At 43.7% G+C, this 16,227-nt stretch carries 11 protein-coding genes; 2 read left to right on the forward strand and 9 right to left on the reverse strand.

Going from position 1 to position 16,227, the window contains the following annotated elements:
* Nucleotides 1–12: 12 nt before the first annotated feature.
* Nucleotides 13–2,286, reverse strand: a complete 2,274-nt coding sequence (locus tag PH235_RS12050; RefSeq protein WP_272162578.1) for a glycoside hydrolase family 65 protein — start codon at nt 2,284–2,286, stop codon at nt 13–15.
* A 246-nt stretch (nt 2,287–2,532) separates the two neighbouring features.
* Between PH235_RS12050 and PH235_RS12055 the strand changes: the two genes are divergently transcribed.
* Together PH235_RS12055 and PH235_RS12060 are read left to right on the forward strand one after the other, a co-directional pair.
* Entirely contained in the window at nt 2,533–4,203 is a 1,671-nt protein-coding gene (locus tag PH235_RS12055) for a PTS transporter subunit IIBC (RefSeq protein WP_272162579.1), read from the forward strand.
* A 296-nt stretch (nt 4,204–4,499) separates the two neighbouring features.
* Complete coding sequence (locus PH235_RS12060; protein WP_272162580.1) at nt 4,500–5,318, forward strand: endonuclease/exonuclease/phosphatase family protein; 819 nt, start codon at nt 4,500–4,502, stop codon at nt 5,316–5,318.
* Nucleotides 5,319–5,492: 174 nt separating this feature from the next.
* Here PH235_RS12060 and PH235_RS12065 read toward each other — a convergent pair whose 3' ends face one another.
* From PH235_RS12065 to PH235_RS12100, 8 genes are all read right to left on the reverse strand, one after another.
* The gene (locus PH235_RS12065) at nt 5,493–6,500 is read right to left on the reverse strand and encodes a DUF1186 domain-containing protein (protein ID WP_272162581.1); all 1,008 of its coding nucleotides are present in this window, start codon (nt 6,498–6,500) and stop codon (nt 5,493–5,495) included.
* A gap of 442 nt (nt 6,501–6,942) precedes the next feature.
* On the reverse strand, nt 6,943–7,551 hold the full coding sequence (locus PH235_RS12070) for a type IV toxin-antitoxin system AbiEi family antitoxin domain-containing protein (protein WP_272162582.1): 609 nt from the start codon (nt 7,549–7,551) through the stop codon (nt 6,943–6,945).
* Nucleotides 7,552–8,963: 1,412 nt separating this feature from the next.
* The gene (locus PH235_RS12075) at nt 8,964–10,919 is read right to left on the reverse strand and encodes an FtsX-like permease family protein (protein ID WP_272162583.1); all 1,956 of its coding nucleotides are present in this window, start codon (nt 10,917–10,919) and stop codon (nt 8,964–8,966) included.
* Nucleotides 10,912–11,679, reverse strand: coding sequence for an ABC transporter ATP-binding protein (locus PH235_RS12080; protein WP_272162584.1), 768 nt, complete (start codon nt 11,677–11,679; stop codon nt 10,912–10,914). The genes PH235_RS12075 and PH235_RS12080 overlap by 8 nt, the downstream gene beginning before the upstream one ends.
* A gap of 120 nt (nt 11,680–11,799) precedes the next feature.
* The gene (locus PH235_RS12085; RefSeq protein ID WP_272162585.1) at nt 11,800–12,828 is read right to left on the reverse strand and encodes a sensor histidine kinase; all 1,029 of its coding nucleotides are present in this window, start codon (nt 12,826–12,828) and stop codon (nt 11,800–11,802) included.
* On the reverse strand, nt 12,812–13,507 hold the full coding sequence (locus tag PH235_RS12090) for a response regulator transcription factor (protein ID WP_272162586.1): 696 nt from the start codon (nt 13,505–13,507) through the stop codon (nt 12,812–12,814). The genes PH235_RS12085 and PH235_RS12090 overlap by 17 nt, the downstream gene beginning before the upstream one ends.
* A gap of 444 nt (nt 13,508–13,951) precedes the next feature.
* On the reverse strand, nt 13,952–15,262 hold the full coding sequence (locus PH235_RS12095) for an alpha-glucosidase/alpha-galactosidase (protein ID WP_272162587.1): 1,311 nt from the start codon (nt 15,260–15,262) through the stop codon (nt 13,952–13,954).
* 96 nt (nt 15,263–15,358) lie between these two features.
* Nucleotides 15,359–16,192, reverse strand: a complete 834-nt coding sequence (locus PH235_RS12100; RefSeq protein WP_272162588.1) for an AraC family transcriptional regulator — start codon at nt 16,190–16,192, stop codon at nt 15,359–15,361.
* Between the last annotated feature and the right edge of the window lie 35 nt (nt 16,193–16,227).

A 16,227-nucleotide genomic window follows, 5' to 3' on the forward strand; every position in this document is an offset into this window, starting at 1 on the left:
CTTTGGTGCCGCTCATGCGGACACGGTCTTTTTCAGTGCGACTTTGATTTCATCTTTCAGTTGCAGTTCTTCATCATAGATGCGGACAGACAACGCTTCGCCTTTCACCAAGGTCAAGCTGACGTGTTCTTCGTTCACCGCGATCAGGATCAAGCTACCGCGGTAGTTGATGTGGAATTGGTAGTGCGTCCAGTCTTTCGGCAAGAACGGCGCGAAGCTCAGACCGTCTTTGGCGCGCATGCCGGCGAAGCCTTCCGCAATCGTCAACCAGCTACCGGTCATCGAAGTGATGTGCAAGCCGTCTTCGGTATCATTGTTGTAGTTGTCCAGATCCAGACGGGCAGTGCGTTGGTACAGTTCCACAGCTTTTTCTTCCTTGTGCAGCTCGGCCGCAAGGATCGCGTGGATGCATGGTGACAAACTTGATTCATGCACGGTCATCGGCTCGTAGAAGTCAAAGTTGCGTTCTTTTTCTTCCAGCGTGAATTCGTCACCGAACAGGTAGATCCCTTGCAGGACGTCGGCTTGTTTGATGAAGCAAGAACGCAAAATCTTGTCCCATGACCAGTGTTGGTTCAATGGCAAATCAGCTTTGTCCAGCGCGCTGACCGGTTTCAGATCTTTGTCCAGGAACGTGTCGTGCTGCACGAAAACTTGGCGCTCCTCATCGTACGGGAAGTACATGTTGTCGATGATGTCCTGCCATTTTGCTTTTTCGGCTGCGGTGATGCCCAATGCTGCTGCGCGTTCCGGATACTTCTCCAAGCTTTCCAAAGTATAACGCAGCACCCAGACTGCCAAACGGTTTGTGTACCAGTTGTTGTTGATGTTGTTTTCGTACTCGTTCGGTCCGGTTACGCCATGGATCATGTAGCATTGCTTGTTTTGTGAGAAGTGTACGCGGTCAGCCCAGAAACGGCTGACGGCGCTGAGCACTTCCAGCCCTTCTTCGGCCAGGTAGCTTTCATCGCCTGTATAGGCGGTGTAATTGTAGATTGCGTAAGGGATCGCACCATTGCGGTGGATTTCCTCGAAAGTGATTTCCCATTCATTGTGGCACTCCACGCCGGTGAAGGTCACCATCGGATACAACGCGCCCTTCAACCCTTGTTGCTTCGCATTATGGAAAGCACCCGGCAATTGGTTGTGGCGGTATTTCAAGAGATTGCGGGTAACTTCCGGCTCGGTAACCGCCAAGTAGAACGGCACGCCGTAAGCTTCCGTATCCCAGTAGGTAGCGCCGCCGTATTTCTCGCCGGTGAAGCCTTTCGGTCCGATGTTCAGGCGCTCATCTTCGCCGTAATAAGTAGAGAACAGTTGGAACAGGTTGAAACGGATGCCTTGTTGCGCTTCGTCATCTCCGCCGATTTCGACATCCGCCAGATCCCAACGCTTAGTCCACAGATTCGCTTGTTTTGCTTCCAATTCTTCGAAACTTTGGCCAGCTACTTTGGTGGCGTAGATTTCTTCGGCAGTTGCTGCCAGCTGGTCCTTCGCATGATCGCGGCTCGTCGTCAGCGTCACGTATTTCTCTAATAAAAGGACTTGGCCGTTTCCGGCTTCCCCTTCGAACACTTGGGAGACGAACAATTCTTTGCTGTTGTTGCCTTTTTGATTGAAGCCTGTCGCTTTGTGGTGCATCGTTGCAGCCACACTGAAACGTTCAATGCCGAAGTTGTTCGGGATCGTTTCGACGACCAGCGTATCTTCCGTTTGTTCGACCCATTCCCAGAACATTTCATCATAGTTGGCATCTTCGTTTTGGACATTCCCGTCCAGAGCACTTTCGATACGGATCGCGGCCTTTTCCGAGGCTGTGATTTCCACTTTGATAGCGCAAAGTTCCTTGATGTCGATGCTCAGGAAGCGGGTGAAGTGGACGGTGATTTCTTTACCGTTCTTCACTACCGTAAAGAAGCGTTCCAAGCGGCCTTTTTCCATATCCAACGTCAAGTCGAAGTCTTTCACTTCATCGGTGTAAAGATCGATTTCTTCTCCGTCCACAAAGATGTGCATATACAGAAAATTCATCGCATTGATCACTTTTCCGAAATATTCCGGGTAGCCGTTTTTCCACCAGCCGACGCGTGTTTTGTCGGGATACCAGACGCCCGCCAGATACGTGCCTTGATGGTGATCGCCCGAATAGGCTTCCTCAAAGTTTCCACGCATGCCCATGTAGCCGTTGCCGAGACTGGTCAGACTTTCCTGCAGGCGGCGATTTTCTTTGTCTAATTGTTTGGTTGTTACTTTCCAAGGATTGATTTCAAAAATTTGTTGCGTCATTATTGGTTCCCCCTTATTTGTTCTTCCCCCTTAGTTTACATGCAATCGGTTGCATTGTCAATGCAAAAGTTGCATTATTATTTCCGACGCATGATTTCCTTGGCATTGAAACGTTTTCTTCATCTATCCGTTTAAAAACCAATTTATTCTAAAATAGACCGCTTGCAAAATTTCTGGATATGGTCTATACTTTGAATCGCAAACGTTGCAATCGATTGCACTGACAAATTTGAGAGGAGTTTTAAAATGAAAAATATATTTACATTCGATTTTTGGCAAAAATTTGGCAAGGCTTTGATGGTCGTTATTGCGGTCATGCCGGCAGCTGGTTTGATGATCAGTATCGGCAAGATGATCGCTATGTTCTCTGGAGATGTCCAATTGTTGCTGACAACGGCTGGGGTCATCGAAGACCTGGGCTGGGCTGTCATCGTCAACCTGCATATCCTGTTCGCTGTCGCCATCGGGGGTTCCTGGGCGAAAGAACGTGCCGGCGGAGCCTTCGCTGCTTTGCTTGCCTTCATCCTGATCAACCGCACGACCGGTAAACTTTTCGCAGTGACCGGAGATATGTTGGCTACGGACGGAGCGACTACCAAAACCTTGTTCGGCCAGGACATCCTGGTGAACGGCTACTTTACCAATGTATTGGGCGCACCTGCTTTGAATATGGGTGTCTTCGTTGGGATCATCGCCGGGTTTGTCGGCGCCGTCATCTTCAACAAGTACTACAACTACCGCAAATTGCCCGATGCATTATCTTTCTTCAACGGCAAACGTTTCGTGCCTTTCGTCGTTATCGGCTGGTCCGTACTCATTTCCCTTGCCTTGGCAATCATCTGGCCAGTCGTTCAGACCGGCATCAATAATTTCGGGATTTGGATCGCGGATTCCGCGGATACCGCACCGATTTTGGCACCGTTCGTCTACGGTACGCTGGAGCGTCTGTTGTTGCCGTTCGGTCTGCACCATATGCTGACGATTCCGATGAACTACACTTCTTTGGGTGGAACTTACACCATTTTGACAGGCGCTGCTGCAGGTTCGCAAGTGTTCGGTCAAGATCCGCTTTGGTTGGCTTGGGCCAGCGATTTGGTGAACTTGAACAACACCGGCGATACAGCAGCCTACAATGAGTTGCTTAACGCATTCACTCCTGCCCGCTTTAAAGTTGGTCAAATGATCGGCGCAGCCGGCAGCTTGATGGGCTTGGCCTATGCTATGTACCGCAACGTCGATGTCGACAAACGTCCGAAATACAAATCCATGTTCTTCTCCGCAGCCATCGCTGTTTTCCTGACAGGGGTAACCGAACCGCTTGAGTACATGTTCATGTTCGCTGCACCACTGCTTTACGGCGTTTATGCAGTATTGCAAGGAGCCGCATTCGCTATGGCCGACATCATCAGCCTGCGCGTCCACTCCTTCGGTACGCTGGAATTCCTGACCCGCATCCCGATGTCTTTGAAAGCCGGCTTGTGGTTGGATGTCGTCAACTATATCTGGGTGACGCTCGCATTTGCCGTAATCATGTACTTCGTTGCCAACTTCATGATCAAACGCTTCAAATTCGCAACGCCAGGCCGTTTGGGCAACTACACGGACTTCGACGGCGAAGCTGAAGAAGCTGCTCCTGCCACTGCAACACCGGAAGGCAACGCTGGTGCATCCGATAACGATAAACTAGTTTGGAACATCATCGACGCATTCGGCGGCCAAGAAAACATCACTGAAGTCGATGCTTGCATGACCCGTCTGCGCGTCACTGTCAAAGATGAAACCCAAGTTGCAGAAGATAAAAAATGGTCCACATTGGGTGCACGCGGCGTCATCCGCAAAGGCAAAGGCATCCAAGTCGTGTACGGTCCCCAAGCAGATGTCCTAAAATCTGATATAATAGATCTATTAGGAAGATAGGAAAAGCGGAACGGGTTCGTTCAGCCCTGAAAGAAATTTAGGAAATCTGTCCGACTGAGCATCGAAGAGCGCAATTGCTGAGAGACTTTCTGCGTCAGCAGATTAGTCGAACAGTATGTCTTGGCTCGCAGAGACAAGAGGTTCCTTATTCTTTTTTCCGAAGGGCTTACCCGTGTAGCTAGCCATCATTTTGGATGCACGAAACACTTTAAAAGTCTGTAAAACATCCCAAATGATGCACTTTCTATTTTAAAAGATTATCTTAATAACTATATATTTAGAATGGAGAGGACCTCATGAAACTACTGACATTGAATACGTACAGCTGGGTTCAAACAGCAGACCCCGAAACTTACGCCGCCCTGATTGCGGACATTCTGGAAAACGAATACGACGCTATCGCCCTGCAGGAAGTGAACCAGCTTTCCAGCGGCACAAGCGTCAACGAACCGGCGGGCTATCTGCCCACCCAGAACGAAATCCCGATCAAATCGGATAACTTCGCCTACTTCTTGGTGAAGTCCTTGGCGGAGAAAGGACTTTCCTATCATTGGTCCTGGGTACCTTGCCACCAAGGCTACTTCCGTTTCGATGAAGGAGTCGCCATCCTCAGCAAAGCGCCGATTCAGTCAGTCGAACAGGTCCAACTTTCTGTAGTCAATGATTTCGAAAGCATCCACACCCGCCGCGCTTTGGTCCTCGAGACCGAAGCAGCCGCTTTCGCCTCCGTCCACCTGTCCTGGTGGAAAACGGAAGAAGAAAATCCGTTCTTGTTGGAGTGGACTTCCGTTGAGACGGCTGTCAAAAAACTGCGCGGCATCAAGCCCATCTATGTCATGGGTGACGTCAACAACCCAGCCGACGTCCGCAACGAAGGCTACGACCTGATCACGAACGCCGGCTGGCAGGATGCCTACGCCGTCGCTGCAACGCGTATTGGATCTGCGACTGTTCCGCCGGCGATCGACGGTTGGGAAGGAAACGAAGCCCCGCTGCGCATCGACTACATCTTCTCAGACCAGCCGCAAGCGGTTGAAACCTACGAAGTGAAATTCGACGGGAAGAAGTTGCCTTGCGTGTCTGATCATTATGGGGTTGCGGTGACGTATGTGTGAACTTAATCTGTTTGGATGAAAGAAGGTCTACCTCACGCGAGGTAGACCTTCTTTTTACATTTAGTTTTGTTGGACCCAGTGGCGGGGGTGCCGCGAAATGCGGAATTAGCCCGCCAAAAGCGTTTTGACGGGCTAATTCACTTCGTCACCTACATTCTTATATCGTTTTTCCACTTACTTCCCGCAGCATTTCTTGTATTTCTTGCCGCTCCCGCAAGGACAAGGGTCATTGCGGCCGATTTTTGGTTCATTGACGATTGGCGTCACCTTCGGTTGGTGCACGAAATTCAGATTGTTGTTGGTCAGCTGCTCAAAATAGTTCTCTTCGGCAGAATCTTCTTCATTTTCAAAATACGCCCAGTTCCTCATTTCACCGATCGTATCATCGATTTTTTGTAAGTTTCTATCTCTCTCGGCTCTGTACAGTACCATCGACTGGCCTTCCACCATGGCCTGATCTACGGATCCCATACCAATCAGGAAAGAATCCACCTTATCATTCTTATAGGCTTCCTTTATTTCATCATACACCTCGCCCGGGTAGATATCCGTACAGAGATTTATCAGCAACGTGAGAATGGTTGGATTATCGATCGTGGGAAGCAGTTCTTTGTAATAAGCCATAAGCTCCTGCCGTTCGAGCTCCCCGTTCAATGTCAAAATAGCCAAGGCGGTTAGCGCTTCAACTTTGATATACTTATCGACTTCCTCGTCCTCAACCAGTTGCTTTATGGATGCCACATCATTTCCGCAAATGGATGCCATTATCCTCCCGGCATAATCTGTCATCGCGTCTCCAAACAACTTGTCCGTCAGCCCATTCGGCAGACTGAACAGTTCCAGCACAATAGGATAAGCTTCCTTGACTCTGAACTGAGCCAACAGAAGAACCGCATAAATATGTCCTAAATAATCAAAGTTGTTGCTGAATTGTTCCGCATTATCCCTCACCTCTTCAAGGAAAGCCATCAATAAAGGAATCGCTTCTTCTTTTCTGGCAATAATTTCCGCCAACTCTTCCTCAGGGAAAATCCTGTCGGGATCACATTTGATGCGATCAATTAGTTCAGCCATCGTCTTTTCGGAATGGCCAAAAGTACCTGTCGTGCATTTTGGATCATTGCCGTTTAATTGATTATCCACTGCTTCCAACACGGTTTCTTTCAATTCTCTGCTCACCATCACTAACACCTCACCAATGATATAGGTTTTTGGAACTGCTCTTTTATGCAGCTTCATCTTATCATACCGTTACTACTTTGAGCACCCTTTAGTAAAAGCGGTGATCAAAAATGATAAACAATGTAAGCAAAAAAGCGCAGTTGTCTGCAAAACGAAGAGGCAATTTTTTTGGTTGGGCCCGTTAATTGCGAAGAATCGGACATCCAGGCCAAAAAAAACAGGAGCCTCTCAAATCGTGGCGGCTCTATATCACCAACCATCTGTTTTTCTTTTTATTTTGCCCGACCAAATATCCACCTTTCAGAATAAAGTTTTCTTTATAAGCCGATTGACTTAAACGAAAAAGAAATCGTTCCATAATAAAGTTACGCTGTAGTAATTGTGCAGGGATACCCGTTTTGGTTTGTATGTTTCTGATTTTTTTTCATTTGAGTTGGGGTTATCACAACAATACCTCCACGTAAGTTTTTATTTTGTCCAAAACGTTATATTTTTCAGCCAGGTTGAGTAATTTTGGGATATTTTTATCGGGTCTTCGCATATATTTTATGATTGCTTGTAAAAGTGTATCTTTATCCGCTTCATACCGTGTACTAAACATATCGCACAAGGTCCGTTCCATTGAATAGATCACAATATCGTTCCCATTGCTGCTTTTCACTGTCATTTGGTCCTCCTGCCAAACTGACCGTTCCTTCCATACCAACGAAATGGGTTGCTCTTTAATTTTTTTCGAATGATAACCGCGCGGGAAGGTCATCGTGTAGATAAAAGGCGTTGTGTCGGACAATCCATGCAAGTAAAGAGCCGTTTCATGGGAATATACGCCTTTCGCAAACCGTTTTTGATAAATATACATCTCATCCTCGTAATAAAGTGGTGACAAATAGATTCCCCCGCTGATTTTTTCGAATCCCTCTTTTTTCAGATAATTTAACGATGCTTGATTCGGATAGCCTTCCTCTTTCAACGTGGCCAAGAACACAACGCCGTGATTTTTTTCTACCTCGCGCGCTACGAGTTCCATTAATTTATTTTGATTTTCCGACACGGTAATCACCACCTATTTTGATTTATATACAACAAACTATATATCAATGTAGTATGAAAGTCAAAAAGCAGGGACTGCCCAATATCAGCGGCTTTTTCTTTCGCATTGGGTGGCTCTGTTTATCGTACTCGCCGGCTGGGAAGGAAACGATGTGCCGTCCCGCAGCGACTACATCTTCTCGGACCAACCGCAAGTGGTTGAAACGTCCGAAGTCAAGTTCGACGGGAAGAAATTCCCTTGCATTTCTGATCATTATGGGGTTGCGGTTACATATTTGTGATTATGAATCTTGATGAATAAAAAGAAAAAGCTGTCTCAGGTGATAATGAGGCAGCTTTTTTGGTTGGGATCGATTTTTTGGGGGATGTTGTCCGATAATTGCAAAGAATCGGACATTTAGTCTGATGATACTGACCTAGTTGTCCGATAACTCCAATGAATCGGACAAGCCAAAGCAGAAAACTAATCTACTGGAGAATTGATCGCGGAATACTCGGAGTCCGATCCCAACTACCGAAAATACTGGAAAACAATCAGAATTTACCCGGATATATAACGAGGCGGATTATAATCTAACATCATCAAATCCTTGATATTAGTGATTCTTGTGAAATCCTCGTTTCTCCCGGAACTCTAGGATTCATCAATACAAATATTCATATTGGCATATTTTGTCATAGTTTTTATTCATATTGATATAATTACATTGTAATCGATTACGAAACTATTAGGTTTAATACCTTATAGTGACTGCAGCAGAAATAGAACCTCCCCTCCGTTTATTACACTGTATATCAAACAACTTGGAGGACGAATGGTATAACTTATGTTGAAGTGAAGACCACAGTCTGGAAATACAGCAACTATACTGGATATATTGGTCAGGGGACATCTTTAAGAACCTATTCAGATAACGGAATGGATTGATACTATTGAAAAGGAAATTTAATCGCTTCTATGGGCTTATATTTATAAGCTTAATTCTTTGTGAGTTTGTTGATATGCCTTACAGTCGGTTGGTACAATACCTTTTAGGAGCAGTATTTTTAGGATTGTTGATTCTGGAAATATTCTATACAAAGAAAAGAGAAAATAAGATTGAAATAGATTCCATCGTCATTCTCGCTATTTTTTTAATCTTAGCTTTTGTTTTTGGAATCAAGTAACTCAACTTTCAAAAGCATCCCCAACAATCAACGGCTGGGAAGGAAACGAACCCCCGCTCCGCAGCGACTACATCTTCATTGATGAATAAAGAGAAAAAGCTGTCTCATGAGGCAGCTTTTTTTGGTTGGGCTCGATTTTTGTGGGGGTTGTTGTCCGATAACTCCACAGTATCGGACAGCCAAGCCAGATATCCGAAAACAGGAGCCGCTCCACACGGGAACGGCTCCTGTTTTTACTGATGCATACTATTCAACAATGACATAGTAAACTTTTGACGTTACTTGATAAATGAGCCAATAAATCACACTAAATCCGGTTATTACGCCGATAAAGCACCAGAAGACTAATGCTGTATTGACCACACTGAACAAGAGCAATAGTTTTTGAATAATCGGAAAGGCAAACGTAACATGAGTCACAGCAATGATTAGCGGCAGGAGAAACATCCAGACAATTTGCAGCCGGGTCGTTTTACGAATCATTTGCTTATCCAAGCCAACTTTTTGCATGATTTGAAATTTGTCTCGGTCATCATAGCCTTCTGAAACTTGTTTGAAATATGTAATCAGCGCTGCTCCAAAAGTAAACAATAACCCAAGAAAAATCCCCAAGAACAAGAAGCCGCCATTCATACTGTACCATTCTTCACGTAGAAGTTCCCTTGACTGAAAATATGAGTTTCCACTGTCACTAACGACAGCAGCCGTTTTTTCAGAATAGTCCTTCTTCTGCGCTTGCGTTCCATTCGTGTTCCAAGAAATAACTGCATCTGCAACAATCGGAAGGTCAATCTCTCTTAATCTAAAATCAGTTTCCATAATGGATTCTAAGGTCTCTCTAGAATCCACTATCATAATCATATTAGGACTCTGTGATTTATCCATTTTCAAGGGGTTATCGATTTTTGATTTGACTTGATACGTTGTATTTCCGATTATCACTGTGGAAAAACCAAATGTATTTTTTGAATCAAACAGTAATACTTCATCAGAACTTAACGGGACGGTTTCGCCAACTATCCGTTCATAATCTTCTCTGATAAGCAGCTGAATAGTATCCGGTATCTCTTTAGCAAAATCAGCCGCACCAATCATAATTTTGTTATCTTCAATGATACTGAACAGATTATAGTACACATACATTTCTGTCCCCGTAACGTTTAATCCGTTCGTTTCTGTTTCCTTTTCGATGGCTTCAAGTTGTTCTTCCAAATCGACGGTTTCATAGTAGGTTCGTTGATTCTCATAAGGTAAACGAACCGTCAAAGTATCTTCGGTCCCAATAAAAATAGCTGCTGTCGTTGATACCGCAACAATGACCATGGTTGCTAAAATAGTGATATTGGCTAACCCTACTGCATTTTGTTTCATCCGATAAAGCATCCCGGAGATTGAAATAAATGGACTCGGGCGATAATAGAACGGCTTATTTTTCTTCAGTTTTTTCAGGATGAAAATAGAGCCGGAAATGAATAAGAAATACGTACCCGCAATAACCAACAGTACTGCAAGGAAAAAATAAATCATGGCATCAAGCGGATTATCAATGGTCAGCGACATCCAGTATCCTGATCCAATCAATAACAATGAAAGAATAAACAGTATAAGCGAACTTTTCGGCTCCCGTTCTCCTGTCTGCTTGCCTTTAATCAGTTGGATAGGATTAGAAAACGTAACTTGAGTGATATTGTAACCCAACGTTGTTAAAAAGATGAGGGCAAACAGTCCGATCGTAACCAGCATTGCCTGTATCGTAAAAGGAAAAGACATTTCTATCCCGAACTTTAAAGCATAGTTCAAAACAAGAAAAGCAAGTTCTCCCAATAGATGCCCCACTACCACACCTACAACAATACTAAAACAGCTTGTTACCATTGATTCAATCGTCAATATTTTGGAAACGTGGCTCTTCTTCATTCCCAATATGGCATATAGGCCAATTTCTTTTTTTCGACGTTTGATCAGGAAACTGTTGGTATACAAAATAAAGATAAAGGAAAACACCCCAACGACTATAGCCCCTAAAGCGAAAAGCAAAGACAACGTATCCGATCTGGTTTGAATAAATTTATTTCCCCTTAACGCGACCATCATGTAAAACATCGCTACCGTTGCAATTGAAGCAAAAATATAAGGAAAATAAATTTGCTTATTGGATTTAAGGTTACGCAGGGCCAGCTTTGAAAAAAAAAATTTATTCATGTTGCTCACCTCTGTTTGCCAAGACAACCAACGCTTGCGAGATTTTGTCCATAAACTGATCCGGTGTCTGTTCGCCACGGTAAATTTCATGATACACTTCGCCATCTTGAATAAACAATACACGGTTAGAGTAAGCTGCAGCCCTTGTACTGTGGGTAACCATGATAATCGTCTGCCCCACATCATTTATTGATTCGAAAGTCTCCAATAGACTTTGGCTGGATTTCGAATCCAATGCTCCAGTGGGCTCATCTGCAAGCAATAATTTTGGATTTGTGATCAAAGCTCGGGCTACCGCTGCGCGCTGTTTTTGTCCCCCAGAAACCTCATACGGATAATGATTGATCACCCCATCAATTTTCAATTTTTGAATGATGGGCATCAAACGATTCTCCATTTCAGTTATTGGCGTATTGGATAAGACAAGCGGCAATAAAATATTGTCTTTTATCGAAAAATTATCCAATAAGTTGAAATCTTGGAAAACAAACCCTAGGTAATCTCTACGGAAGTTAGAAATCTCACTATCTTTGATCTGTGTCAGGTCTTTTCCTTCCAGCATTACTTCACCCGCAGTAGCTGTGTCAAGTGTTGCCAAAATATTCAACAAGCTTGTTTTTCCTGAACCCGATTCTCCCATAATCGAGACAAATTCTCCTTTTTCAACTGAAAAATTTATGTCTTTTAAGGCTTGGACTGCCTGTGTTGAAAATATTCCCGTATAGGTCTTTTTTAAATGCGTCACTTCTAATAATGTCATGTTTGTTGTCTCCTGTTCATTTCTTTGTCCCTATCACTAGTTTAATGAAAATGAACATCGGCTGCCTTTATCTTTTCTTACAAAGGGTTGCTTAACCTTACAGTTTTGTAAGATTACCCATCAATGGTCCCTCCGTAACGGTTCTCTGGCTAAATCAATCGTGACTTTGGTGCCTTTCCCTAAAGTTGATTCGATCCTTAGGTCATGTCCCAAACGTTTTGTAATTTCCTGACTCAGAAACAATCCCAGACCCGTTGACTTCTCATGTATCCTTCCATTAAATCCTGAATAACCACGTTCAAATATGCGCGGTAAGTCTTCAGAACGGATACCAATACCTGTATCTTCAATAATGAGCTGCTGCTCTTGTGTGGGGCTCATGTAAATCTTGATGGTGCCACCTTCGGGCGTATATTTCAAACTATTGGAAAGAATTTGTTCAACCAGAACACGCAGCCATTTCTCATCTGACAAGATAATTGCTGCTGTCTCTTGATAGTCTAATTGGATATGATTGTAAATAAACAAAATAGAAAATTTTTTTACCGTCTCTTTGATTACGCGATCGAGCGAAACATCTGCAAAATCCAAATCTGTACCACTTTGTTCAATTCTCACATAATTCAATGCCATATGTGTATAATTTTCAATCCGTAGCAGCTCTTGTTCCATTTGGTTCCGATAATTCATTTGACTATCTCGTTGCATCAATAAGCTGATGGCTGAAATGGGTGTTTTGATCTGATGCAGCCACAAGGTAAAATAATCCATCTGAGAATTGCTTCTCTGCACATTATTTCTTTCGATTTGTTGGATCTCTTTGATTAAGTCTACGATTTTAAGACGAAGAAAAGCTTCACTTGGGTCTTGGCTAGCAGCTAATTGTTTCAGCGCATGGATTGGATCTTTATCCAGGAGTTCCAGTAATCGAAACCGCTTGTAATACCTCGAAAATTGAAATGCGAAAAAACAACTGCCTAAAAACAAAGAAAGCTCGATAGCGAATAGCAAAAAATAGAGTGGCAATCGTCCCAATATATAGACGAGACTGAACACCATGACGTTAAGCATATATAGGATCATCAAAGAGCGTTCGGCTTTAATAAAAGCTATCAAAATGTCTGCCCATTTCTTATTTTGTTTCATCATGCTCGTCCTTCTGAAGTCCATATCCAAATCCTTTTTTCGTGACAATAAAGGAAGTTACATTTATTTCTGCGAGTTTTTTGCGTAAGCGATTGATGTTGACAGCTAATGTATTGTCATCAATAAAGGAATCATTTTCCCATAGTTTCATCATGATGGTTTCTCGGGAAACAAAGGCCCCTTTTTGCAGAAAGAGTACTTCTAAAATTTTCATTTCATTTTTGGTTAATTCTACTTCCTGATCCTGGTATTGAACCTTTAATTCACTTGTCTTCAGCTGTACCTGCCGATGACTCAAATAAATGTCATTGCCGGTAAAGTCATAGGTTCTCCGCAACAATGCCTGTATTTTTGCTAAAGCAACAGTTAAATCAAAGGGCTTACTGATAAAATCATCTGCTCCCATTTGTATCGCCATTACAATATCCATTCGTTCGCTCTGTGAAGAAACAAAAATAATGGGTACTTGAGAGATTTTACGAATTTCCGTACACCAATAATACCCGTTAAAGTACGGAAGTTTGATGTCTATTAAGACCAATTGGGGTGCCTCTTGCGTAAATGTGTTCATTACGTCATTGAAATCAGTGACATAAAAGGCACTGTATTGCCACTTCAGCAACTCTTCCTGCAAACTTGAGGCAATGACTAAATCATCTTCAATAATCATAATCTTCATCAACCTATTCACCTACTCATCTTTCATTCGTTGCTTCTACTATACAGGATTAATTGCCGTCAGCCTATTGGACCTTGGACTTAGTAACCATTTTGACTGTTCAATTATTTCACAAAATAAGCATCCCACTAACAAAATATGGCTGTATAATTTTTAGTGTGGATGAGTACAGAGAAAAAGCTGTCTCGTTGACGAGGCAGCTTTGGTTGGGCATTATTCTTTTTGGGGGGTGTCCGATAATTGCGAAGAATCGGACATTTAGGTAGCTTATTGTGACACGGATGTCCGATAACTTCATAGAATCGGACATCCAGGATGACTATACCGGCATGCTTGTCCGATAACTCTATAGAATCGGACATCTACGCAGACTACGCTGTCCTGCTTGTCCGATAATCGCAAAATATCGGACAACCTGAAGCAGGAGAGCGATTCGCAGGCACTGTTTTATTTATAAGCCGGCAGATAATCGCCATGGGCAGCGATCAATTCATCCACCATTGCTTTTATTTCGGAAATGGACAGCTCGGAACTAGCATGCGGGTCCATCAACGCCGCTTGATAGATCTTGTCTTTTTCAAGTGTCATTGCGGCCTCAACCGTCAACTCCTGGACATTGATGTTTGTCCGGTTCAATGCAGCCAATTGCGTAGGGAGTTTGCCTACATAGGTAGGTTGAACGCCATTTTTGTCCACCAAACACGGAACTTCCACACAGCAATTTTCCGGCAAGTTAGTGATCAGGCCTTTATTGAGGACATTCCCGGCAATCACGGCTGGCGTTCCTGTTGTAATCGCATCCATAATATAGGAGGCATATTCGCGACTTCTTGTATGTTCCAGCGAACCGTCATTGACGATCTCGTCTCTTTGCGTTTCCCAGCGTTCGATTTGATCAACGCATCTTCTCAAGTACTCATCGATCGGGATCTGCAATTGATCGATCAATTCCGGATAATTCTTTTTGATAAAGTAAGGATGGTACTCCGCGTTATGCTCGCTGGATTCGGTGACATAGTAGCCAAAGTGTTTCATCAATTCAAAACGCACAGAATCCTTATGCGGATTGGCGATTTCTGAAGCCAGTCTGCGGATTTCAGGATAGAAATCTTCTCCGTTCCGGTTGATTTCCAACAGCCAGGCCATATGGTTGATCCCAGCGATTTTCCATTGGAATTCATCCAGATTGTATTGATCTTTAATGCCCAGATGTTCGAATAGTTCCGGCACACAGACTTGTACACTGTGCCACAAGCCGACCGTCTTGATTTTCGTCGCTTTCAGGATGCCCATCGTCAAAATGGCCATCGGATTGGTGTAGTTCAATAACCATGCATCCGGACAAACCTCTTCCATGTCTTTGGCGATGTCAAACATCACCGGAAGTGTGCGCAATCCTCTGAAGATCCCGCCGATACCGGTAGTGTCCCCGATTGTCTGCTGCAAGCCGTATTTTTTAGGAATCTCAAAATCAATCACCGTGCTCGGTTTGTATCCGCCCACTTGGATCGCATTGATGACAAAATTCGCATCTTTCAAAGCTTCTTTTCTGTCGCTGAAAGATTTTATTTTTGCGCGGTTTTGATTCGAGTTTTTATTGATGGTCTGAAGCATCAGTTCGGATTCTTTCAAGCGGTTCTCATCAATATCGTACAATGCAATTTCTGCATCCTGGAGACTCGGCGTCAACATCGCGTCCCCTAAAACGTTTTTTGCGAAAATTGTACTCCCTGCACCGATAAAACAAATTTTGACCATATCCATGCTCCTTTTCCTTTTGATGTCTTCAGTATAGGCTATTCACACGGAATAAGAAGGGCATGGTTTTAGCTGCAGGGTACAATTTTTTAGGTCTTATTTTTCGAGCTTGTACCGGGTCGGGGAACTTTGAAATCGGCTTTTGAAGGCCCGTGTAAAAGAGTGCCGGTTCTGGTATCCTACCGCGCCTGCTATTTGCTCCACCGACAATTCCGTTGTTTTCAACAACTGGCTAGCTTTGTTCATGCGGTATAGATTCAAATATTTGAGGGCGGTCAAGCCTAACTCCTCCTTGATTACCTGGCTGAAATAGGCTGGGTGGAGGTACATCGATTTCGCAATTTCTTCGATCGTCAGATCCTCACGATAATAATTATTTCCCACATACAACAAAAAAGCTTCACTGTATTTTTTTGTTCGACTGATGCGGATCCCCATTTCCATATTTTCATTATGGATTTTGAAGAATGAAAATATTTCATAGAAGAGCGCCTGATTCGCCAGTTTTTTGGCATCATCAAAAAAATCGGATTCCATGAAATGCGCGAATTTCCCCTGCAACTCTTTTTGTGCGCCAACTTGACCGATATAGTCTTTGGCTCCGATTCCGTTCGTATGCAGGATTTCTTTCACTTTGGTGCCCGAAAAGCCTATCCAATAGTATTCCCATGGATCTTGCACATCCGCTTCGTAATCGACCAGTTCATTCGGACGGATCAGAAAAAAATCACCAGTACCCAAATGATGCGTTGTATCATTCACGGTATACCGCCCTTTTCCGCTGATCACAAAATGCACGATATAGTTGTCCCGTAACGAAGGGCCAAACCGATGCCCACTCTGGCATTTCTCGTAGCCTACATTGAAAAAATAAAAATCCGAGAAATAGTATTCTTTAAAAAATAGATCCTTCAATAGTTTTTCGCTCATGGGGGTATCCTCTGTTATCTGTTTATTTATCGGTA

Source organism: Trichococcus sp. K1Tr (assembly GCF_028309625.1).
In the GTDB taxonomy this organism is placed as follows: domain Bacteria; phylum Bacillota; class Bacilli; order Lactobacillales; family Aerococcaceae; genus Trichococcus.

Bases quoted from the DNA above. Each gene is read 5' to 3' on its own strand.
- PH235_RS12095 (WP_272162587.1), bottom strand. From the start codon at position 15,262: ATGGTCAAAATTTGTTTTATCGGTGCAGGGAGTACAATTTTCGCAAAA.
- PH235_RS12060 (WP_272162580.1), top strand. From the start codon at position 4,500: ATGAAACTACTGACATTGAATACGTACAGCTGGGTTCAAACAGCAGAC.
- PH235_RS12050 (WP_272162578.1), bottom strand. From the start codon at position 2,286: ATGACGCAACAAATTTTTGAAATCAATCCTTGGAAAGTAACAACCAAA.
- PH235_RS12080 (WP_272162584.1), bottom strand. From the start codon at position 11,679: ATGACATTATTAGAAGTGACGCATTTAAAAAAGACCTATACGGGAATA.
- PH235_RS12085 (WP_272162585.1), bottom strand. From the start codon at position 12,828: ATGATGAAACAAAATAAGAAATGGGCAGACATTTTGATAGCTTTTATT.
- PH235_RS12075 (WP_272162583.1), bottom strand. From the start codon at position 10,919: ATGAATAAATTTTTTTTTTCAAAGCTGGCCCTGCGTAACCTTAAATCC.
- PH235_RS12100 (WP_272162588.1), bottom strand. From the start codon at position 16,192: ATGAGCGAAAAACTATTGAAGGATCTATTTTTTAAAGAATACTATTTC.
- PH235_RS12055 (WP_272162579.1), top strand. From the start codon at position 2,533: ATGAAAAATATATTTACATTCGATTTTTGGCAAAAATTTGGCAAGGCT.
- PH235_RS12065 (WP_272162581.1), bottom strand. From the start codon at position 6,500: ATGGTGAGCAGAGAATTGAAAGAAACCGTGTTGGAAGCAGTGGATAAT.